The 20179-nt window shown below is 65.6% G+C and carries 19 protein-coding genes; 12 read left to right on the top strand and 7 right to left on the bottom strand.

The window, feature by feature from the left end:
• Positions 1 to 173 precede the first annotated feature (173 nt).
• From AN401_RS10955 to codA, 10 genes are all read left to right on the top strand, one after another.
• On the top strand, positions 174 to 1427 hold the full coding sequence (locus tag AN401_RS10955; protein WP_096779370.1) for a sarcosine oxidase subunit beta family protein: 1254 nt from the start codon (positions 174 to 176) through the stop codon (positions 1425 to 1427).
• Positions 1428 to 1438: 11 nt separating this feature from the next.
• Positions 1439 to 1717, top strand: a complete 279-nt coding sequence (locus AN401_RS10950; RefSeq protein ID WP_094040523.1) for a sarcosine oxidase subunit delta — start codon at positions 1439 to 1441, stop codon at positions 1715 to 1717.
• A complete protein-coding gene (locus tag AN401_RS10945; RefSeq protein WP_096779369.1) occupies positions 1714 to 4743 on the top strand; it encodes a sarcosine oxidase subunit alpha family protein in 3030 nt (1009 codons plus the stop codon). Before AN401_RS10950 ends, AN401_RS10945 begins: the two co-directional genes overlap by 4 nt.
• Complete coding sequence (locus AN401_RS10940) at positions 4736 to 5365, top strand: sarcosine oxidase subunit gamma (protein WP_096779368.1); 630 nt, start codon at positions 4736 to 4738, stop codon at positions 5363 to 5365. The genes AN401_RS10945 and AN401_RS10940 overlap by 8 nt, the downstream gene beginning before the upstream one ends.
• A gap of 258 nt (positions 5366 to 5623) precedes the next feature.
• Positions 5624 to 6490, top strand: coding sequence for a formyltetrahydrofolate deformylase (purU, locus tag AN401_RS10935; RefSeq protein WP_096779367.1), 867 nt, complete (start codon positions 5624 to 5626; stop codon positions 6488 to 6490).
• 57 nt (positions 6491 to 6547) lie between these two features.
• Positions 6548 to 6892, top strand: coding sequence for a cupin domain-containing protein (locus AN401_RS10930; RefSeq protein ID WP_094041384.1), 345 nt, complete (start codon positions 6548 to 6550; stop codon positions 6890 to 6892).
• Between the two features lie 200 nt (positions 6893 to 7092).
• Complete coding sequence (locus tag AN401_RS10925) at positions 7093 to 7494, top strand: quinol oxidase (RefSeq protein ID WP_096779366.1); 402 nt, start codon at positions 7093 to 7095, stop codon at positions 7492 to 7494.
• 3 nt (positions 7495 to 7497) lie between these two features.
• On the top strand, positions 7498 to 8112 hold the full coding sequence (locus AN401_RS10920) for a LolA family protein (protein ID WP_096779365.1): 615 nt from the start codon (positions 7498 to 7500) through the stop codon (positions 8110 to 8112).
• A 7-nt stretch (positions 8113 to 8119) separates the two neighbouring features.
• Complete coding sequence (locus tag AN401_RS10915) at positions 8120 to 8599, top strand: SRPBCC family protein (RefSeq protein ID WP_096779364.1); 480 nt, start codon at positions 8120 to 8122, stop codon at positions 8597 to 8599.
• Positions 8600 to 8680: 81 nt separating this feature from the next.
• The gene (codA, locus tag AN401_RS10910) at positions 8681 to 9922 is read left to right on the top strand and encodes a cytosine deaminase (protein ID WP_096779363.1); all 1242 of its coding nucleotides are present in this window, start codon (positions 8681 to 8683) and stop codon (positions 9920 to 9922) included.
• A gap of 12 nt (positions 9923 to 9934) precedes the next feature.
• Here the strand turns inward: codA and AN401_RS10905 are convergent, their stop codons facing one another.
• Positions 9935 to 10984, bottom strand: coding sequence for an NADP(H)-dependent aldo-keto reductase (locus tag AN401_RS10905; protein WP_096779362.1), 1050 nt, complete (start codon positions 10982 to 10984; stop codon positions 9935 to 9937).
• A gap of 140 nt (positions 10985 to 11124) precedes the next feature.
• Positions 11125 to 13035, bottom strand: coding sequence for a PhoX family protein (locus tag AN401_RS10900; protein ID WP_094040845.1), 1911 nt, complete (start codon positions 13033 to 13035; stop codon positions 11125 to 11127).
• Positions 13036 to 13131: 96 nt separating this feature from the next.
• Between AN401_RS10900 and AN401_RS10895 the strand changes: the two genes are divergently transcribed.
• Complete coding sequence (locus AN401_RS10895; RefSeq protein WP_096779361.1) at positions 13132 to 13485, top strand: hypothetical protein; 354 nt, start codon at positions 13132 to 13134, stop codon at positions 13483 to 13485.
• Positions 13486 to 13639: 154 nt separating this feature from the next.
• On the opposite strand, the gene AN401_RS10890 is transcribed toward AN401_RS10895, so the two are convergent.
• Positions 13640 to 14068: a hypothetical protein gene (locus tag AN401_RS10890; protein WP_096779360.1), complete on the bottom strand. Its 429-nt coding sequence runs from the start codon at positions 14066 to 14068 to the stop codon at positions 13640 to 13642.
• A 200-nt stretch (positions 14069 to 14268) separates the two neighbouring features.
• Complete coding sequence (locus AN401_RS10885) at positions 14269 to 15375, bottom strand: GNAT family N-acetyltransferase/peptidase C39 family protein (RefSeq protein WP_096779359.1); 1107 nt, start codon at positions 15373 to 15375, stop codon at positions 14269 to 14271.
• 139 nt (positions 15376 to 15514) lie between these two features.
• Here AN401_RS10885 and AN401_RS10880 point away from each other — a divergent pair, with 139 nt between their 5' ends.
• Entirely contained in the window at positions 15515 to 16981 is a 1467-nt protein-coding gene (locus tag AN401_RS10880) for a RimK family protein (RefSeq protein ID WP_094040849.1), read from the top strand.
• On the opposite strand, the gene AN401_RS10875 is transcribed toward AN401_RS10880, so the two are convergent.
• The 3 genes from AN401_RS10875 to msrA are packed head-to-tail and all read right to left on the bottom strand — an operon-like array spanning position 16978 to position 20162.
• Positions 16978 to 19065, bottom strand: a complete 2088-nt coding sequence (locus AN401_RS10875) for a sensor domain-containing protein (RefSeq protein WP_094040850.1) — start codon at positions 19063 to 19065, stop codon at positions 16978 to 16980. The two genes, AN401_RS10880 and AN401_RS10875, sit on opposite strands and share 4 nt — an antisense overlap.
• Before the next feature lie 9 nt (positions 19066 to 19074).
• Positions 19075 to 19545, bottom strand: coding sequence for a peptide-methionine (R)-S-oxide reductase MsrB (msrB, locus tag AN401_RS10870; RefSeq protein WP_094040851.1), 471 nt, complete (start codon positions 19543 to 19545; stop codon positions 19075 to 19077).
• A 2-nt stretch (positions 19546 to 19547) separates the two neighbouring features.
• On the bottom strand, positions 19548 to 20162 hold the full coding sequence (gene msrA / locus AN401_RS10865; protein WP_096779358.1) for a peptide-methionine (S)-S-oxide reductase MsrA: 615 nt from the start codon (positions 20160 to 20162) through the stop codon (positions 19548 to 19550).
• Positions 20163 to 20179: the final 17 nt, after the last annotated feature.

Here is a 20179-nt window from a genome sequence, read left to right as displayed (position 1 = left end):
CTGCTGCCAGAGTCCGCAGCTTGGGCCATCCTCACGCCGACTCGCCGTAAACCCATCCCTGGGGGCTCGGCGGCGCCATCCCTGGCGCCAACGGTCGGCTTAGAGGACAGCCCAATCTGTACTCTGAATGTCCAGGCAGTCCGGACACTGACTTAAAGATAACAGGTGACACTATGCAAAAATATTCCGGGTTCGGGCTCCTCAAGCATGCCCTGAGCCATCACGAGAACTGGCAGAAGGTGTGGCGCAACCCCACCCCCAAACACGAAGGCTATGAAGTGGTGATCGTCGGCGGCGGTGGCCACGGCCTGGCCACCGCCTACTACCTGGCCAAGGAGCACGGCATCACCAACGTGGCGGTGATCGAGAAGGGTTACCTCGGCGGCGGCAACACCGCCCGCAACACCACCATAGTGCGTTCCAACTACCTGTGGGACGAGGCCGCCTGGCTTTATGAGCACTCCATGAAGCTGTGGGAAGGCCTGGCCCAGGAGCTCAACTACAACCTGATGTTCAGCCAGCGCGGCGTGCTCAACCTGGGCCACACCCTGCAGGACATGCGCGACATCGAGCGCCGGGTCAACGCCAACCGGCTGAACGGCATCGACGGCGAAGTGCTCAACACCAAGCAGGTGCAGGAGCTGGTGCCGATCCTGGACTGCTCCAAGAACGCCCGCTATCCGGTGCTGGGCGCCTCCTGGCAGCCGCGCGGCGGCACCGCCCGCCACGACGCCGTGGCCTGGGGCTTTGCCCGCGCCGCCGACGCCATGGGCGTGCACCTGATCCAGCAGACCGAAGTCACCGGCATCCGCCGGGAGAACGGCGCCGTGGTGGGGGTGGAAACCAATCGTGGCCTGATCAAGGCGCGCAAGGTGGCCTGCGTCACCGCCGGCAACTCCGGCGTCATGGCCAACATGGTGGGCATGAAGCTGCCGCTCGAGTCCCACCCGCTGCAGGCCATGGTGTCCGAACCGGTCAAGCCGATCCTCGACACCGTGGTGATGTCCAACCACGTGCACGGCTATGTGTCCCAGTCCGACAAGGGCGACCTGGTGATCGGCGCCGGCATCGACAGCTACCTGGGCTACGGCCAGCGCGGCTCCTTCCCGGTGGTGGAGCACACCATGGCGGCCATTGTGGAGATGTTCCCCATCTTCAGCCGGGTGCGCCTCAACCGTACCTGGGGCGGCATCGTCGACACCTGTCCCGACGCCTGCCCGATCATCTCCAATACGCCTATCAAGGGGCTGTATTTCAACTGCGGCTGGGGCACCGGCGGCTTCAAGGCCACCCCGGGCTCGGGCAATGTGTTCGCCCATACCATCGCCCATGACGAGCCGCACCCCCTGGCCAAACCCTTTAGTATCGACCGCTTTACCAGCGGCCACCTGATCGACGAGCACGGCGCTGCCGGCGTAGCCCACTGAGGAGAGAGCCGATGTTACATCTTTATTGTCCGCACTGCGGCGAATACCGCGAAGAAGAAGAGTTCCGCTACGCCGGCGAAGCGCACATCGCCCGTCCGGCGGATCCGGACGCCCTCAGCGACGAGGAGTGGGCCCAGTACCTGTTTATGCGCAAGAACCCGCGCGGCCTGCATCGGGAGATGTGGTACCACGCCGCCGGCTGCCGCAAGTTCTTCAACGCGGCCCGGCACACAGTGACGTATGAAATCGAAGAAACCTACAAGGTCGGCGAGCAAGGAGGCCAGTCATGAGCCAGCAACATCGCATTCAGGGCAAGGGGCGGGTGGACCGCAGCAAGCCGCTCAGCTTTATCTTCAACGGCAAGCGCTACCAGGGTTACGCGGGTGATACCATCGCCTCGGCGCTGCTGGCCAACGGGGTGGACGTGGTCGGCCGCTCCTTCAAGTACGCCCGGCCGCGCGGCATCATGGCCGCCGGGGCGGAAGAGCCGAACTGCATCCTGCAGGTGGGCGGTTCCGAGGCCACCATGATCCCCAACATCCGCGGCACCCAGGCCGAGCTATACGACGGCCTCACCGCCGCCAGCACCAACGGCTGGCCGAGCGTGGACAAGGATCTGATGGGCGTGATGGGCAAGCTCGGCGGCAGCATGATGCCTCCCGGTTTCTACTACAAGACCTTCATGTATCCCCAGTCCATGTGGCCCAAGTACGAGCACCTGATCCGCAAGGCCGCCGGCCTCGGCCGGGTGCCGCAGGAGCGGGATCCGGACAGCTACGACAAGCTCAATCACCATTGCGACGTGCTGGTGGTGGGCGGCGGTGCCGCCGGCCTGGCCGCGGCCCTGGCCGCCGGCCGCCGTGGCGCCCGGGTGATCCTGGTGGACGAGCAGAACGAGTTCGGCGGTCACCTGCTGCACAGCACCCAGCCCATCAACGGCCAGGCGCCGGGCCACTGGGTGGCGGCGGCGGTGAAGGAGCTGAGCCAGCTTCCCGACGTGACCCTGCTGCCGCGCAGCACCGCCACCGGTTACTACGATCAGAACTTCGTGTCCGTGGTGGAGCGGCGCACCGATCACCTGGGCGAGCGGCTGAGCGGCAAGACCCGCCAGCGCCTGCACCGCATCCGCGCCAAGCGGGTGGTGCTGGCCGCCGGCGCCCACGAGCGTCCCCTGGTGTTCGGCAACAACGACTTGCCCGGCTGCTTCGTGGCCGGTGCCATCTCCACCTACGTCAACCGCTACGGCGTGGCGCCGGGTCAACGGCTGGTGCTGATGACCTGCAACGACTACGGCTACCAGGCCGCGCTCGACTGGCTGGACGCCGGCCGCGAGCTGGTGGCGGTGGTGGACAGCCGCCACAAGCCCGACGGTGCCCGCTACCAGATGCTCAAGGCACGCGGCGTCAAGATCTACACCGGCCACGGCCTGATCGAGGCCACCGGCAAGAAGCGGGTGAACGGCGCCAAGGTGGCTCCGCTGTCCAGCGACGGCAGCAAGGTGACCGGCAAGGCCGAGGCCCTGACCTGCGACACCATCGCCAGCTCCGGCGGCTGGAGCCCGGTGGTGCACCTGACCGCCCACACCGGCGCCCGCCCGGTATGGAATGACGACATCATCGGCTTTGTGCCCGGCGACACCGTGCAGAAGCAACTGCTGGCCGGCGGGGTGCAGGGCACCTATGGCCTGTCCCGGGTGCTGGCCGAAGGGCTGGAGGCCGGCCGCGCCGCCGCCGAGGCCACCGGTTACGGCGAGATCGCCGCCCAGGTGGTGGATGCGGAGATCAACACCGTGGATCCGCGGGAAGATCTGCCCCAGGCGCTGTTCCTGGTGCCCCACGACAAGCCGGTGAGCCGCGCGCCCAAGCAGTTCGTGGATTACCAGAACGACGTGACCGCCGCCGGTATCGAGCTGGCCGTGCGCGAGGGCTTCGAGTCCATCGAGCACATCAAGCGCTATACCGCCATGGGCTTCGGCACCGATCAGGGTAAGCTCGGCAACATCAACGGCATGGCCATCGCCGCCAACGCCATGGGCAAGTCGATCCCCGAAACCGGCACCACCGTGTTCCGCCCCAACTACACCCCGGTGACCATGGGCGCCCTGGCCGGGCGCGACGCCGGCCCGCTGTTCGACCCGGCCCGCTTCAGCGCCATGCACGCCTGGCATGTGAAGCACGGCGCCGAGTTCGAGGACGTGGGCCAGTGGAAGCGCCCCTGGTACTTCCCCCAGCCGGGCGAGGATCTGCACCAGGCGGTGAACCGGGAATGCGTGGCCACCCGCACCAGCGTGGGCATCCTCGATGCCTCCACCCTGGGCAAGATCGATATCCAGGGCCCGGATGCCCGGGAGTTCCTGTCGCGCATCTACACCAACGCCTGGGCCAAGCTCAACCCCGGCAGCTGCCGCTACGGCCTGATGTGCAAGGAAGACGGCATGGTGTTCGACGACGGCGTCACCTCCTGCATCAACGACCAGCACTTCATCATGACCACCACCACCGGTGGGGCCGCCGGGGTGTTGCAGTGGCTGGAGCTGTGGCACCAGACCGAGTGGCCGGAACTGGAAGTGTACTTCACCTCCGTCACCGACCACTGGGCCACCATGACGGTGTCCGGCCCCAACAGCCGCAAGGTGTTGGAAAAGGTGGTGGAAGGCGTGGATCTGTCCGGCGAGGCCTTCCCCTTCATGACCTGGCAGAATGCCACCATCGCCGGGGTGAGCGGACGCATCTTCCGCATCTCCTTCACCGGCGAGCTGAGCTTCGAGGTGAACGTGCAGGCCAACTACGGGCTGCACGTGTGGGAGGCGCTGATGGAGGCGGGGGCCGAGTTCAACATCACCCCCTACGGCACCGAGACCATGCACGTGCTGCGGGCCGAGAAGGGCTTCATCATCGTCGGCCAGGATACGGACGGCTCCGTGACCCCCTTCGATCTGGGCATGGACTGGTGTGTGGGCAAGACCAAGCCCTTCCCCTTCATCGGCAAGCGCTCCTGGTCGCGCAGCGACACCGCGCGCACCGACCGCAAGCAGCTGGTGGGGCTGAAGTGCAAGGAGCCCAAGACCGTGATCCCGGAGGGGGCGCAAATCGTGCTGGATCCCAAGCACCCGGTGCCGGTGCCCATGGTCGGCCATGTGACCTCCAGCTACTACAGCGCCAACCTGGGCTACAGCATCGCCATGGGTGTGGTGAAAGGCGGTTTGAACCGCATGGGTGAAACCGTGTTCTTCCCCCTGGCCGACGGCCGGGTGCTGGAAGCCGAGATCACCAGTCCCGTTTTCTATGATCCCAAAGGAGAGCGCCAGCATGTCTAACGTTACCGCCAAACTGGCCCGGGCCGAGACCCGGGTGCGGGTGGAATCCCCGCTCTATCACGCCAACCTGCCGGCCCTGGCGGCCGAGCGGCAGCAGGGAGAGGTGGTGCTGCGCGAAAAGGCATTGCTGGGCCACCTGGTACTGCGCGGCAACGCCGACAACGAGCTGTTCGCCAAAACCGTGGAAAAGGTGCTGGGGGTGGCGTTGCCCACCCAGCCCTGCAGTTCGGTGGAAACCGACCGGGTGCTGGTGCAGTGGCTGGCGCCGGACGAGTGGCTGATCATCGTGGAAGGTGGCCGGGAAGGCCAGCTCGAGGCCCAGCTGCGCGAGCAGCTGTCCGGCCACTACGCCATCACCGACGTGAGCGGCGGCCAGACGGTGCTGGAGCTGTCCGGTCCCAAGGCGGAGCTGGTGGTGCGCAAGTCCTGTCCCTACGACGTGCACCCCTCCAACTTCCCCACCGGCAAGTGCGTGGGCACGGTGTTCGCCAAGAGCACGGTACTGCTGCGCCGCACCGGGGCGGAGAGCTTCGAGCTGGTGGTCCGGCGCAGCTTCGCCGATTACCTCTGGCTCTGGCTGCAGGACGCCAGCCGCGAATACGGCCTGGTGATCAGCCGCTAAGGCCACGGCCTGCTCGTACCTAGGGTCGAATTTATTCGACCAGTAAGGGCCCGTTGAAACGGGCCCTACGGATGCCGGCGGTCGGCCTGTAGGGTCGAATTTATTCGACCAATAAAGGCCCGTTGAAACGGGCCCTACGGATGCCGGCGGTCGGCCCGTAGGGTCGAATTTATTCGACCAATAAAGGCCCATTGAAATGGGCCCTACGGGTCGGCTTCAGTCGACCGACAGACGCCATGTTCCACAAGGAGGTTGCCAATGAACACCCCCGATACCCTGATCCTCACCGCCACCTGTGCCAGCCGGCTGGGCACCGTGGACGTGGTCACCCGCTACCTGTGCGAGCAGGGCTGCTATGTGGCGGACATGCAAACCTTCGACGACGCCCGCGCCGGCCAGTTTTTCATCCGCGCCGAATTCCGCCGGCCGGCGGACGGCCAGTTCGACGAGACGGCCTTTCGCGACGGCTTCGCCCCCCGGGCGGCCAGCTTCGACCTGCAGTGGCAACTGACCGAGCGCAAGCGCAAGCCCAACGTGGTGATACTGGTGTCGAAATTCGACCACTGCCTCAACGACCTGCTGTACCGCTACCGCACCGGCCAGCTGGCCATCGAGATCCCGGCCATCATCTCCAACCACCCGGATCTGCAGCGGCTGGCCGACTGGCACCACATTCCCTACTATTACCTGCCGGTGACCGCCGACACCAAGGCCGAGCAGGAAGCCAGGATGTGGGAGATCATCAATGAAAGCGAGGCGGAGCTGGTGGTGCTGGCGCGCTACATGCAAGTGTTGAGCCCCGAGCTGTGCGACAAGCTCGCCGGCTGGGCCATCAATATCCACCATTCGCTGCTGCCCGGCTTCAAGGGTGCCCAGCCCTACCACCAGGCCTACGCCAAGGGCGTCAAGCTGGTGGGGGCCACCGCCCACTACATCAACAACGAGCTGGACGAAGGCCCCATCATCACCCAGGGCATCCAGCCGGTGGATCACAGCCACTACCCGGAAGACCTGGTGGCCAAGGGGCGGGATGTGGAATGCGTCACCCTGGCCAAGGCCATCCAGTACCACATCGAAAAGCGGGTGTTCATGTACCAGGGCAAGACGGTGGTGCTGGGCAACTGACAACGCACAGGGCCGGCGGCGCCGGCCAATAACCTCAAACAGCGACAAGGAGACATCATGTCCGACAAGATCACGGTATTGCGCGATACCCAGCCCACCGTACTGCTGGATGCCACCAAATGGGAAAAGCTCTCCGGCGACCCCCATACCGTCAACCTCAACGCCTACACCTCGGAAGACGGCAGCAAGATCATGGGCACCTGGCTGTGCACCCCGGGCAAGTGGGCGGTGAACTACACCAAGTGGGAATACTGCGACTTCCGTGAAGGCTACTGCATCCTCACCCCGGAAGGCGGCGAGCCCATCCACCTCAAGGCCGGCGACATCTTCGTGGTCGAGCCCGGCTTCCGCGGCACCTGGGAAGTGGTGGAAACCGTGCGCAAGTACTTCGTGTTTGCCTGATAACCCTACTGCGGTGCCGGCGCGACACGCCGGCACCGACCCATCCAGAACGCCTGCCTTTGCCCACCTCGGTGCCACCCTTATGTGGGCGGGCTGCCCGCGCCCCACGCGTCCCGACGGCACTCTGAATACCTGCCTGCACGGCTCTTGTCACTTCCCCTTGCTATGCTGAACATAGGATCACATCCCCGGGAGGCGTGATGAATGGGCGATGGCAAGGCGTGCTGCTCCTGCTGGCGGCGCTGGCGCCGGGGGCGGGCCGGGCCGAGCCGGTGCAGGCCCGGCTCGATGCCGACGGGGTGCAGCGGGTGGAGGTGGTCGGCGGCAACTATTTCTTCCGCCCCGACCATATCGTCGTCAGGGTCGGGCTGCCGGTGGAGCTGGTGGTCCGCAAGGAGCCGGGGCTCACGCCCCACAGCCTGGTGATCTGGTCGCCGCGCATGGGGCTGGACGTGGACGAGATGCTGGGCCGCCGTGAAAAACCCATTCGGTTTACCCCCACGGCCACCGGCCAGACCCCCTTCTACTGCCGGGAAAAGCTGGCCTTCTTCCCCAGCCACCAGGAGCGGGGCATGGCCGGGATACTGGAGGTGGTGGAGTGACCCATGTTGAGCGGCATGCTGTTGCTGATGGCGTTGGCACTGGATAGCGCGGATCCCCTGGAACAGGCCCTGGCCCGCTTCGAGCAACTCCAGGGCTACCGGCTGGAGCTGCGCAGCGAGGGGCCCGGAGGCAACCAGCAGCTGCGCTATGCCTACCGCAAACCCGGCCTGGTGCGGCTGGACGTGATTTCGCCCCACGCCGGCGCCGTGCTGATCTACAGTCCCTACAGCGAGCGGGTGCGGCTCTGGCCCTTCGGCCTGAAGGGGCCTTCCCTGAGCCTGAGCCCCGACAACCTGCTGGTGAAAAGCCCCCGCGGCCACCGGCTGGACAAATCCGACGTGGGCGTGCTGCTGCACAGCGCCCGGCGGCTCGCCCAACTGGGGGAGCTACGGCTGCTGGGCGAAAGCCGTCTGGGCGAGCGCCTTGTGCTGCAGCTGCTGGCGCGGGGCCCGGCCGGGCCGGGGCAGGTGGCCCGCTACGAGATATGGCTGGACAAGGCCCTGCTGTTTCCGGTGCGGGTGATAAGCCATGACGCCCGGGGCAATTTGCTCGAAACCGTGTGGCTGGAGCGCATCGAGCTGGATCCGCCCTTTGCCGACGATGTCTTCTTCCCCTGAGGCCCGCATGGCGTGCTATCACTTCGTGACCCTGTGGCGGATAGCCGCGCCCCTGGAGGTGGTGTACCAGGCCATCAGCCAGTCCCAATGCTGGCCCCTGTGGTGGAAGGGGCTGGTGCGGGTACGGGAGCTGGCCCCCGGCGACGAGCGGGGCATCGGCCGGGTGTACCGTTACCACTGGCAGAGCCGGCTGGGCTACGGGCTGGCGTTCGATATGCGGGTGACTCGGCTTTATCCCCCGCGGGTGATCGTGGGCGAGGCCCGCGGCGATCTGGAGGGCTGGGGCTGCTGGCAACTGACGGAACAGGCGGGCATTACCCGGGTCCGCTACGAATGGCGGGTGCGTACCACCCGCCGCTGGATGAACCTGGCCGCGCCCCTGGCCCGGCCACTGTTCGCCTGGAGCCACCATGCGCTGATGCGGGACGGCGCCGCCGGCCTGGCCCGCTGGCTGGACGTCCCGCTGCTCGACGGTGGCCGGGATTAGTGCCGGCCTTGTTTCTCCCCGGCCGGACGGGCTAAGCTGCAAAAGGACCTTATTGAATACCTATCGGTGCGGGGGAACGGGATGAGGATCATCAATGCCAGGCTGAGACAACAGGAAGGGCTCTTTACCCTGGACGTGGCCGAGGAGCATTTCACCGCCATCCGCCCCCAGGCCGCCACCCTGGGGGCGGAGCCGGGGGCGCTGGATGCGGGGGGCAACCTGCTGTGCGCGCCCCTGGTCGAGCCCCATATCCACCTGGACGCGGCGCTCACCGCCGGCGAGCCGAGCTGGAACATGAGCGGCACCCTGTTCGAGGGCATAGAGCGCTGGGCCGAGCGCAAGCCGCTGCTGACACCGGCGGACGTGGAGCGACGGGTGTTGAGCACGGTGGAGCTGCTGGCGGCCAACGGGGTCCAGCATGTGCGTACCCATGTGGACGTGACCGATCCGGGGCTGGTGGCGCTGAAGAGCCTGGTCCGCCTCAGGGAGCGGCTGAAGCCGGTGCTCGATCTGCAGATAGTGGCCTTTCCCCAGGAGGGGATACTGTCCTACCCCAACGGCAAGGGGCTGATGGAGCAGGCGCTGGCGGAGGGGGCCGACGTGGTGGGCGGCATTCCCCATTTCGAGTTCACCCGGGAATACGGGGTGGAGTCCATGCACTGGGTGATGGCGCTGGCCAAACGGCATAACAAGCGGGTGGACGTGCACTGCGACGAAACCGACGATCCTGCCTCCCGCTTCCTGGAGGTGCTGGCCACCGCCGCCCTGGAGGCCGGCATGGGCGAGCGGGTCACCGCCAGCCACACCACCGCCATGCATTCCTACGACAACGCCTACTGCTCCAAGCTGTTCCGGTTGCTGAAGATGTCCGGCATCCACTTCGTGTCCTGTCCCACCGAGAGCATCCACCTGCAGGGGCGCTTCGACAGTTATCCCAAGCGCCGGGGCGTGACCCGGGTGAAGGAGCTGCTGGCGGCGGGCATCAAGGTGGCGCTGGCGGAAGACTCCATCCGGGATCCCTGGTATTCCCTCGGTAACGGCAAGCTGCTGCGGGTGCTGGACGCGGGCCTGCACATCTGCCAGATGATGGGCTACGAGGACATCTCCCGGGCACTGGATCTGATCACCGACAACGGCGCCCGGGTGCTGGGTCTCGATGATTACGGCATCGCGGTCGGCAAGCCGGCCAGCTTTGTGATCCTGGAGGGGGAGGATGATTTCGAGGTGATCCGCCGCCAGGGCGAGGTGCTCTATTCGGTGCGCCGGGGCCGGGTGCTGGTAGAGCGCCGACCGGCGGAGCTGGTCCGCCGGCCGGAGATCTGAGCGGCCGGGCCGTCAGGGCGCCGGATTGGACCACTGGCGGTGGATCTCGGCGATGCCGGCCAGCACCGCTTCGCTCAGTTCGACCTCCACCGAGGCGATGTTTTCCTTCAGCTGTGCCAGGGTGGTGGCGCCGATCAGGTTGCTGGTGACGAAGGGCCGGCTGTTGACGAAGGCCTGGGCCAGTTGCACCGGGGTCAGGCTGTGCTCCCGGGCCAGGGCCACGTAGGCGCTGGTGGCGGCGCGGGCCTGGGGGTTGCAGTAGCGCTGGAAGCGGCTGTACAGGGTGAGGCGGGCGTTTTCCGGCCGGGCGCCGTTCTCGTACTTGCCGCTCAGCATGCCGAAGGCCAGCGGCGAGTAGGCCAGCAGGCCCACCCGCTCGCGCAGGCTGAATTCCGACAGCCCCACCTCGTGGGTACGATTGAGCAGGTTGTAGGGGTTCTGGATGCCCTGGATGCGCGGCAAACCGAGTTTGTCCGCTGCGGCCAGGAATTTGTGCACGCCCCAGGCGGTTTCGTTCGACACGCCGATATGGCGGATCTTGCCCGCCTTCACCAGCTCGTCCAGCACCGCCAGGGTTTCCTCGATGGGGACGCTCTCTTCCTCCACCAGGGTCTCGAAGCCGAGCTGGCCGAACATGTTGGTGGTGCGATCCGGCCAGTGCAGTTGGTAGAAGTCGATGTAGTCGGTTTGCAGCCGGCGCAGGCTGTCGTCCAGGGCGGCGACGATATTGGCCCTGTCCAACTTGGGCTGACCGTCGCGGAAGTAGGAGGGGCGCTTGGGATCGTGGGCGCGCCCCACCACCTTGGTGGCCAGCACTATTTTGTCGCGGTTGCCGCGTGCGGCCAGCCAGTTGCCGATCATGGTTTCGGTGCGCCCCTGGGTTTCCTGGCGCGGCGGCACCGGGTACATCTCGGCGGTGTCGACAAGGTTGACGCCCTGATCCAGGGCCAGGTCGAGCTGGGCGTGGGCCTCGGCCTCGGTGTTCTGCTCGCCCCAGGTCATGGTGCCCAGGCCAATCAGGCTGACATCGAGGTCGGTGTTGCCCAGTTTTCTGTATTTCATGGGATTTCCTTAACGGTATTAATGAGTTGGAACAGAAACGCCATGGCCACAGGGTAACAGCAAAAGCGGGGGAAGATCACGGTTCCATAAAAAAGGGGCCGGAGTGAGTACTCCGGCCCCTTTGTTCAGACTGGCGTCGTTCAGGCGCCGATGATGCCGCCGTCTTCCCGGGTGATGACCATCACGCTGGAGCGGGGCGTGCTGTCGCCGCCCAGGGGGAAGTGGGAGCCGGCCAGCTCTTCGCCCGGATGCTGGATGCCCACGAACAGGGTCTTCTGATCCGGGGTAAAGGCCAGGCCGGTCACTTCACAGGCCACGGGGCCGGTGAGGAAGCGGCGGATCTCGCCGCTGTCCGGGTCGGCGCACAGCATCTGGTTGTTGCCCTGGCCGGCGAAGTCGCCTTGGTTGGAGTAGTTGCCGTCGGTCTGGATCCACAGCCGGCCGCCCTGGTCGAAACCGATGCCGTCCGGGCTGTTGAACATGTTGTCGGCGTTGACGTTGGCGGAGCCGGCGTAGAGACTGCCGTTATGCACCTCGGGGTTGCCGGCCAGCACGAACAGATCCCAGTCGAACTCGGCGGCGGTGTGGCGGCCACCCGCCGGACGCCAGCGCACGATCTGGCCGTAGTGGTTTTCGGCGCGGGGGTTGGGGCCGTCCACCGGCTGGTTGTCCTTGGTGCCGCGGTTCTTGTTGTTGGTCAGGGTGCAGAACACCACCGGCTCGGTGGGGTGGGCCGCCACCCACTCGGGCCTGTCCATGGTGGTGGCACCCACCTGGGTGGCGGCGAGGCGGGCGTGGATCAGCACCTCGGCCTGGCTGTTGAAGCCGTTTTCCGGGGTCAGGCCGTTCTTGCCGAAGGAGAGTTCAATCCATTCGCCCTTGCCTTTCAGTGCGCCGTTGGGGCCATTGTGGAACCGGGCCACGTACAGGGTACCGTCTTCCAGCAGGTTGCGGTTGGCGGCCTGATCCTCAGGGTTGTACTTGTGCTTGCTGACGAAGCGGTACAGGTGCTCGCCGCGCTCGTCGTCGCCGAGATACACCACCACATGGCCGTCCCGGTCGATCACCAGCTCGGCGTTCTCGTGCTTGAAGCGACCCAGGGCGGTGCGCTTGACGGGGGTGGACGAGGGATCCCTGGGGTCGATCTCGACCACCCAGCCGAAGCGGTTGGGCTCGTTGGGGTGCTTGGCCAAGTCGAAGCGCTCGTCGAACCGGTGCCACTGGTAGCCGGCATCTTCTGTGGCCACGCCGTAGCGGGCCAGGGCCGGGGAGAGTTCGGCTTCGCCGTCGGTGCCGAAGTAGCCGTTGAAGTTTTCCTCACAGGTGAGGTAGGTGCCCCAGGGGGTCATGCCGTTGGCGCAGTTGTTGAAGGTGCCGAGCGCCCGCTCGCCCTTGGGGTCGGCGCTGGTCTGCATCAGGGCGTGGCCCCTGGCCGGGCCGCTGATCGCCATGGGGGTGTTGGCGTCGATGCGGCGGTTATACTTGCCGTCCTTCTCGAAGCGCCAGCCGTCGGCCTGCTTCTTGATGGTGATGACGGACACGCCATGGGCAGCCTGGGCGCGCCGGACGTCGTCTTCGCTCATGTTCTTGCCCTGGTGCGGGAACATCAGCTCGTAGTTGGTGTATTCGTTGTTGATGGCCAGGATGGCGGTGCTGTCGTCCACCGTAAAGAAGCTCATGCCGTCGTTGTTGTCGCCGAACTGGCCGGCCTGATCGGCGGCGGTGTTGCCGCCCTTGTCCTTGAACTCGGCCACCTTGGAGAACAGGGGGTCACCCCAGGAGATCAGCCGCTCCACCTTGTAGCCTTCCGGTACCACTATGGTGTCTTCGGTGCTGGCGGGCACGGCCTTGAAGCCCAGCAACGGGCTCTTGCCGGTGGCGGCGGCGATGGCGCGGGAAATCGGCGAGGCACCGAAGAAGGCGGCGGCACCCAGGGCGGCGGCGCCACCGAGGAAACGGCGACGGCTCAGGCCCTGTTCGACCATGCGGGTGAATTCGGGAGTGTCATGGCGCGGGTGGTTCAGCTCATCCTTTCGTTCAAACTGGCTCATTTTTAATTTATCCTTTGCTCACATGGGGTTACGACCACGCCATGCTAGAAGGCAAAAATGGCAGTTTGATAACGATAAGATGACAGGAAGACGACAATGAAAGTGGAAAGCGCCGATACCCTGGCGAAAGTGATCATCATTGTGCAGGCGGTGCTGATCAGCCTGCTGCTCGTCGGCAGCGGCATGCTGATGCAGCAGGCGGTGGATAACGGCGAGCAGGAGGCCGCCCTGCAGGGGCCCTTGTTGTGGCTGTTTATCGCTTTTTTGGTGGGGGCCTGGCTATGGCTGTGCCGCCGGGCCTGGGCCGGTTATCTGTCGACGGAAGGCATGGGCAAGCAATGGCCCTTCTGGGTGCTGGTGGCGGTGCAACTGCCGTCCTTTCCCCTGGGCACCCTCATGGGGGCGGGCTTGATCTTTCTTAAGATAAAGTTCCACCCGCGCAGCCAGTAACAAAAAGGCCCTTTGTGGGGCGCGGGCGGCTCGCCCGCAAAGGCGTTGCACGGTCGGTTTCCCGCTGCGCGGGAATGCAGGCGGGCCGCCTGCGCTCCGGTGGTCGATTTCGGTCGAGCAAAAGAAAGCCCGGCTTGCGCCGGGCTTTCGCATGTCAGTCATCCCAACGGCGGTGTTTTTTCTTCCATTTCTTCTTGCCGTGGTAATGGTGGTGCACCACCTTGTGGTTATCGCCGGACTTGGCACCCAGCGCCGAGCCCGCGGCCCCGCCGATGCCGGCGCCGATCACCTGGCCACTGTCGCCGGCCACGTTCTTGCCGAGCGCCGCGCCGCCCAGGGCTCCCACGGCACCACCCAGGGCGGCTTCGTTCTTGTTGCCCCGGTTGGCGGTGGCGGCGCCACCGGCGGCACCACCCAGGGCGGCCCCCACCAGGGCGCCGGTGTCGCCGGCCATCTGTTTGCCGATAACGGCCCCGGCGGCACCGCCGGCACCACCACCGATAATGGTGTTGAGGGTTTCGCCGGCCATGGCGGGCGTCGCGCCGAGCAGCAGCAGGCTCAGGGTAAGGCTTTTCTTCAACATGCGGACTTCTCTGTCAGGCTGTTCAACTTGAACGAACTATACAGGGGCAACGCCACAAGGGAAGCAGGCGGGTTTGGGATGGTTTGAGTCCCTTTGTCGGATATTTTTATCAAGTTGTTGTTATTAAATGACTTTTTTGTTTTCTCGTGGCGCCGGACGACAATCCGCGACCGACAGCTCCTGTCCATACCGTGGGCGGCTCAGTTCTTGTATACCCACACCAGGGTGCGCAGGCCGTTCTGGCCGTAGCGAGCCAGGCGGTCGAAGCGGCTGCGCTCTATCGGCAGGTACTGCTTGTCCACCGGGCTTTCGCCGGCGTCGTCGTCGATGTCCGGGTCGTGGATATAGACGAACTCCTTGTCGATGGCGCACACCAGCACCCAGTGGGGGGCCTTGCGCCCGTCCAGGTGGTAGGTGCTGATCAGCACCAGAGGCAGCCGGCCCCGGGACAGCCCCTGCTCCAGTTGCTCCAGGCTGAAGTTGCCGTAGCGGGGGCTAATGCCGAGTCCGGCCATCTGGGCCAGGAACTGTTCGTGCACCCGTTCGAGGATCAGCTTCTTGTCGGGGGTGCGCACACTGCTGACGAACAGCGGCCCCTGCTGGTTCAGCATCAGCTCCACCTCGAAGCCGCGCCGCTTGGCGGCCAGGGCCAGGCCGTGGGGGCCGCAGCCGCCGTGGCCCTGGGTCATGAAGATGGTGGTGGCCTCGCGCCACAGCTGCAGCTCTTCGTCGATTTCCGGCCGGTAGTCCGGATCCAGGGCGCTCACCGCCATCATCAGCGAGGCCGGCCCGCAGGTGAACTCGGTGGTCTGGCGATAATAGGGCACGGCCTTGGCGCCGGTGAGGGGATGGTAGTGGTGGATGCGCTTCTGGTAGCGCAGGGCGGTCTGGTGATCCTCGTAATAGTCGTGGAAGACCCCGAACTGGCGGTAGCCGAGCCGCTGGTAGAGGTTCTGGGCGGCGGTGTTGTCGGCGCGCACCTCCAGCCGCATGAACACGGCCCCCTTGTCCCGGGCGCCGTCCTCGGCGGCGAGCATCAGCAGCCGGCCCAGCCCCAGGCCGCGGGCGTCGGGCGCGACCGCCACCGAATAGACCCGGGCCAGGCGGGTGTTGCGGCGAAACAGCACCAGTATATAGCCCAGCAGCCGGTCGCCGAGCTCGGCCACCAGCAGCATGTCCTGGGGATGCTCGATAAAGCGCTGGAAGCTGCGCCGGCTGATCCTGTCCTGCTCGAAACAGCGGGCCTCGAGGGCGAGCAGGGCGGTGAGTTCGGACTTGCGGGCGGGGCGGACGACGGGGTCGGACATAGGTCACCGGATGGGCCATGTGGGTCGTTTCAACATACGTCAAAAATATTCCGCCAGCGAGTAAATTTCCATGCCCGGCGGGCGGATTTGGCGGTAGAGTGAGGCAACCACAACGTCAGCAACCAACACGGATTTTCCCATGACCCAACTGATCCTGGTGGTCGATGAACTCAGCGCCTGGGAGCCCTATTTTCCTTCCGAAAACCTGGTCGATTTCGAGAGCTATCTCAAGCAGGCGCCGGCCAAAAACGCGCCCCGCACCCGAGTCATCAACCTGTGCAAGACCGGCAAGTACCTTTCCAACGGCTATTACTGCTCCTTGCTGGCGGAGGCCCGGGGGCAGAACGTGATCCCCTCGGTGTCCACCCTCAACAACCTGCGCAACAAGGGCTTGTTCGCCTTCGGCTTCGACGGCGTGTCCGAGGCGCTCGACCAGTGGCTGGCCAGCGGCGAACCTGTGAAACAGCTGAAAATCAAAAGCTATTTCGGCCACTGCCAGGTGCCGGGCTTGGGCAACCTGTGCCGTGAGCTGTTCGAGCGGCTGCCGTGCCCCATCATGGAACTCGGTTTTAAAAAGCGTACCCATTGGGAACTGACCGGCCTGGCTACCCTGGCACCCCGGGATCTGGTGGGGGAGGAGGAAGACCAGTTTGCCAACGCCCTCGAAGCCTATTCCCGCATCATCTGGCGCAAGCCCAAGTCGGTGAAGCGCTATCGCTACGATCTGGCGATGCTGGTCAACCCGGAGGAAGCGCTGCCGCCTTCGGATCCCAAGGCGCTCAAGCGCTTCGTCAAGGCGGGGGAGCGGGCCGGGGTGAACGTGGAGATGATCACCCGCAAGGACTACCAGCGGCTGGCGGAGTACGACGGCCTCTTTATCCGCGAGACCACCGCCATCGACCACCACACCTTTCGCTTCGCCCAGAAAGCGGAGCACGAGGGCCTGGTGGTGATCGACTCGCCCACCTCCATACTGCGCTGCGCCAACAAGATCTTCCTGGCGGAGAGTTTCGCCAAGCACGGGGTGCCCACGCCGAAGACGCTGATGGTCAATCCCAAACAGAAGGATGCCGCCGACTGGCTGGAGCGGGAGTTGGGCTACCCCCTGGTGCTTAAGATCCCCGACGGCGCCTTTTCCCGCGGGGTATACAAGGTGGCCGACCGGGCGGCGCTGGTGGACACCCTGGGCAAACTGCGCAACGCCTCGGCCCTGGTGCTGGCCCAGGAGTATTTTTTCACCGAGTTCGACTGGCGCATCGGGGTGCTCAACCACCAGCCGATCTTCGCCTGCAAATACTTTATGGTGAAGGGGCACTGGCAGATCTACCGCCACAACGGCAACGGCCGGGAAGCGGACTCCGGCGGCTTCGTCACCCTGCCCACCTTCGAGGCGCCCAAGGCGGTGATCAACGCCGCCCTCAAGGCGGTCAGGCCCATCGGCGACGGCCTTTACGGGGTGGACATCAAGGAAGGCAAGGGCCGGGTGGCGGTGATTGAGGTGAACGACAACCCCAATATCGATCACGGGGTGGAGGATCTCTTCCTCAAGGACCGGCTCTACGACATGGTGATCGAAGATTTCGTGCGCCGGCTGGAGGCGGACTAACCCGCGTCCGGCCGGCTCCGAAGATCGGACCACAGGGCCTGCTCATGCCAGCGCCGGATCCATGCGGGCACCTGCTCCGCCGGCATGGGCTCTGCGATGCCGTAGCCTTGGGCGAAATGGCAACCCAGCCGGAGCAGCAGGGCGCCGAGCTCGGGGCTTTCGACCCCCTCGGCCACCACCGGATGGTGGAAGGTGCGGGCCAGTTGCAGCATGCTGCTGACCAGCTCGAGATCCTCGGTGTTGCTGAGCATGTCGCTGACGAAGCTGTGGTCGATGTTGACCCTGTCCAGCGGCAGGGTGCGCAGGGAGGAAAGGGCGGAGAGGCCGGTGCCGAAGTTGTCCAGCGCGACCTGAACGCCCAGCCGGTGGCACTGCTCCAGCACCCGGGTCAGCTGCTCCCGCTGGCGGATGACGGCGATTTCCTGGAATTCCAGCTCCAGGTGACCCGCCGGTACCTGGGGATGGCGCCCCAGGCTGGCTTCCAGCTGGCCGACAAAATCCGGTTGCAGCAGGTGATCGGCGCTGATATTGAGGCTGACGCCCAGCGCCAGGCCCTGCTCCTGCCAGTCGGCGAGCTGGTGCAGCACCGAGTCGAGCACCCACTGCCCCAGGGCCCACTCCAGCCGGCTGCCGGCCAGTTGATGGAGAAAGGCGGCGGGCACCAGCAACCCCAGCTGCGGGTGCTGCCAGCGGATCAACGCCTCCAGGCCGATCACCCGGCCGTTGAGCAGATCTACCTTGGGCTGGTAGTAGAGGACGAATTCGCGGCGTTGCAGGGCCTGCTCCAGGGCCTTCAACTGGTGCTGGCGGCTCTGCTGCTCCGCCTGCTGGCCGGGATCGTAGAACCGGTAGCGGTTTCTGCCGCCCTGCTTGGCGTGATACATGGCCTGATCCGCGTGCTGCAGCAGCAGATCGGCGCTGCCGTCGTCGTGGGGATAGAAGGTCACGCCGATGCTGGCGGACACCTGCACCCGGGCGTCGTCCAGCTCGACCGGGGCGGCCACCGCCGCCAGCACCCGGGAGAGGATGGGAGCGATGTCCTCGCTGTGCTGCAGTTCGGCGAACAACAGCACAAACTCGTCGCCGCCCAGCCGCGCCAGGGTATCGTACTGGCGCAGTATGTGGGTGAGACGGCGGCTGATTTCGATGAGCAACTGGTCGCCGGCGGGGTGGCCGTGCCGGTCGTTGACCTGCTTGAAGCCGTCCAGATCCAGGTAGCACACCGCCAGCTGGCTGCCCAGGCGCCTGGCCCGGGCCATGGCCTGGAGCAGGCGGTCGGCCAGCAGCCGGCGGTTGGGTACGCCGGTGAGGGGGTCGTACTGGGCGATATGCTCGAGTTCGGCGGTGTCCGCCTTGAGCTGGCTGATGTCGCTGAACACCGCCACATAGTGGCTGATCCGCCCCTGCCGGTCGCGCAGGGCGGAAATGGCCAGCCACTGGGGATAGATCTCACCGTTCTTGCGCCGGTTCCAGATCTCGCCGCGCCAGTGATCCTCCGTCGCCAGGCGATGCCACATGGCCTCGAAAAAGTCGGCGTCGTGACGGCCCGAGGCGAGCAGGGCGGGAGTCTGGCCGAGCAGTTCCTCGGTGTTGTAACCGGTGATCAGGGTGACGGCGGGATTGACCCGTATGATGCGGTTGTCCGCATCGGTGATAAGGATGCCCTCGGTGCTGCATTCGAACACCCGGGCAGCCATTTGCAGCTGGGTTTCGGCCTGCTTCTGCTCGCTGATGTCGTGGCCGATGCAGATCAGCTCGCCGTTGGGCAGCATGATGTTGGCCCACAGGCAGGGCTGTACCTTGCCCTGGCGGGTGAGCGGGGCCCACTCCTGAAAGCCGGAGCCGGCGGGGGCGAGAAAGCCGTTCTTCACCGCCTGGCGGACGTCCTCGTCGGGGTAGAACAGGGCCAGGGGATCCGGGTGGCTTGCCAGCTCCTCGAAACGCCAGCCGAACAGCCGCTCGCATGCCGGGTTCCACAGCGTGCAACGGCCCTGCCGGTCGAAGCCGTTGACCAGCAGCGGACTGTCGGTGAGGACCTGTTTGAGTTGCTCGAACCTGCCTTCAGTACCACTGCTGTCCGCCATGGCGGTCTCCTATAAAAAGTCGCGTTCTCCCCGCCGCAGCGGATCCGGCTTGGGCGTGCCCTCGGCGCAGAAATCGAGGGAGGCCGAGTTCAGGCAATAGCGCAGGCCGGTGGGGGCGGGGCCGTCGGGGAACACATGGCCCAGGTGGCCATCGCAACGGGCGCAGCGGATCTCGACCCGGCGCATGCCGTGGCTGAGATCGACCAGCTCGCGGATATGATCCGGGTGGTAGGGCGCGTAGAAGCTGGGCCAGCCGGAGCCGGACTCGAACTTGCAAGCGGAAGAAAACAGCGGCAGGGCGCACAGCCGGCACACGTAACTGCCTTCTTCGTGATTGTCGAGCAGGCCGCCGCAAAACGGGGGTTCGGTGCCCTGGTTGAGCAGGATGCGGCGCTCTTCCGGGCTGAGCCCTTCGGCCAGTTGCTGCAACTGCTCGGGCCCGGGAGGACTGAGGTCGTAGGGGCTGGGAGTTTGCGCCATGGTTACAGATCCTTTTTCAGCCGGTGTTTGAAGTAATGCTGCACCTTGGCCACCTTGGGCTGGGCCACGGCGGCGATATAGGGCTGGTTGGGGTGCGCCGCCGCATAGTTCTGATGATAGCCCTCGGCCGGATAAAACGCATTCAAGGGTTCCAGGGTGGTGACGATGGGTGCCCTGAACACGCCGTGCTCTTCCAGCAGGGCGATATAGTCCGCCGCCAGCCGGCGCTCGTTGTCGTCCCGGTAGAACACCGCCGAGCGGTACTGGCGACCGAGATCGTTGCCCTGGCGATTGAGCTGGGTGGGGTCGTGGGCGATGCCGAAGAACACCTTGAGCAGGGTGGCAGGACCTATCTGGGCGCTGTCGTATTCGATGCAGATGGCCTCGGCGTGATCCGTGGTGCCGCTGCAGACGCTGTCGTAGTTGGCGGTGTCGGCGGTACCGCCGGCATAACCGGCCACCACGTTCAGCACGCCCTCCAGTTGGCGGTAGACCGCCTCGGTGCACCAGAAGCAGCCGCCGGCCAGCACCAGCTGGCGCACGCCGGTGTCGAGAACGGCGCGGTCGTCGGCATCGGGAAAATCATTGGGCAGCAGACTCAGTACGGAATCCGTCATTTTATTATCTCCTCGTG

Source organism: Zobellella denitrificans, from assembly GCF_002407485.1.
Lineage (GTDB): Bacteria > Pseudomonadota > Gammaproteobacteria > Enterobacterales > Aeromonadaceae > Oceanimonas > Oceanimonas denitrificans.
The sequence above is the reverse complement of the archived record's forward strand: the minus strand, read 5'-3'. Positions and strand labels throughout refer to the sequence as shown.

Bases quoted from the DNA above. Each gene is read 5' to 3' on its own strand.
- AN401_RS10920 (WP_096779365.1), top strand. From the start codon at position 7,498: ATGTTGAGCGGCATGCTGTTGCTGATGGCGTTGGCACTGGATAGCGCG.
- AN401_RS10925 (WP_096779366.1), top strand. From the start codon at position 7,093: ATGAATGGGCGATGGCAAGGCGTGCTGCTCCTGCTGGCGGCGCTGGCG.
- AN401_RS10900 (WP_094040845.1), bottom strand. From the start codon at position 13,035: ATGAGCCAGTTTGAACGAAAGGATGAGCTGAACCACCCGCGCCATGAC.
- AN401_RS10945 (WP_096779369.1), top strand. From the start codon at position 1,714: ATGAGCCAGCAACATCGCATTCAGGGCAAGGGGCGGGTGGACCGCAGC.
- msrA (WP_096779358.1), bottom strand. From the start codon at position 20,162: ATGACGGATTCCGTACTGAGTCTGCTGCCCAATGATTTTCCCGATGCC.
- AN401_RS10915 (WP_096779364.1), top strand. From the start codon at position 8,120: ATGGCGTGCTATCACTTCGTGACCCTGTGGCGGATAGCCGCGCCCCTG.
- AN401_RS10905 (WP_096779362.1), bottom strand. From the start codon at position 10,984: ATGAAATACAGAAAACTGGGCAACACCGACCTCGATGTCAGCCTGATT.
- AN401_RS10940 (WP_096779368.1), top strand. From the start codon at position 4,736: ATGTCTAACGTTACCGCCAAACTGGCCCGGGCCGAGACCCGGGTGCGG.
- AN401_RS10950 (WP_094040523.1), top strand. From the start codon at position 1,439: ATGTTACATCTTTATTGTCCGCACTGCGGCGAATACCGCGAAGAAGAA.
- purU (WP_096779367.1), top strand. From the start codon at position 5,624: ATGAACACCCCCGATACCCTGATCCTCACCGCCACCTGTGCCAGCCGG.
- AN401_RS10955 (WP_096779370.1), top strand. From the start codon at position 174: ATGCAAAAATATTCCGGGTTCGGGCTCCTCAAGCATGCCCTGAGCCAT.
- AN401_RS10890 (WP_096779360.1), bottom strand. From the start codon at position 14,068: ATGTTGAAGAAAAGCCTTACCCTGAGCCTGCTGCTGCTCGGCGCGACG.
- AN401_RS10930 (WP_094041384.1), top strand. From the start codon at position 6,548: ATGTCCGACAAGATCACGGTATTGCGCGATACCCAGCCCACCGTACTG.
- codA (WP_096779363.1), top strand. From the start codon at position 8,681: ATGAGGATCATCAATGCCAGGCTGAGACAACAGGAAGGGCTCTTTACC.
- AN401_RS10895 (WP_096779361.1), top strand. From the start codon at position 13,132: ATGAAAGTGGAAAGCGCCGATACCCTGGCGAAAGTGATCATCATTGTG.
- msrB (WP_094040851.1), bottom strand. From the start codon at position 19,545: ATGGCGCAAACTCCCAGCCCCTACGACCTCAGTCCTCCCGGGCCCGAG.
- AN401_RS10885 (WP_096779359.1), bottom strand. From the start codon at position 15,375: ATGTCCGACCCCGTCGTCCGCCCCGCCCGCAAGTCCGAACTCACCGCC.
- AN401_RS10875 (WP_094040850.1), bottom strand. From the start codon at position 19,065: ATGGCGGACAGCAGTGGTACTGAAGGCAGGTTCGAGCAACTCAAACAG.
- AN401_RS10880 (WP_094040849.1), top strand. From the start codon at position 15,515: ATGACCCAACTGATCCTGGTGGTCGATGAACTCAGCGCCTGGGAGCCC.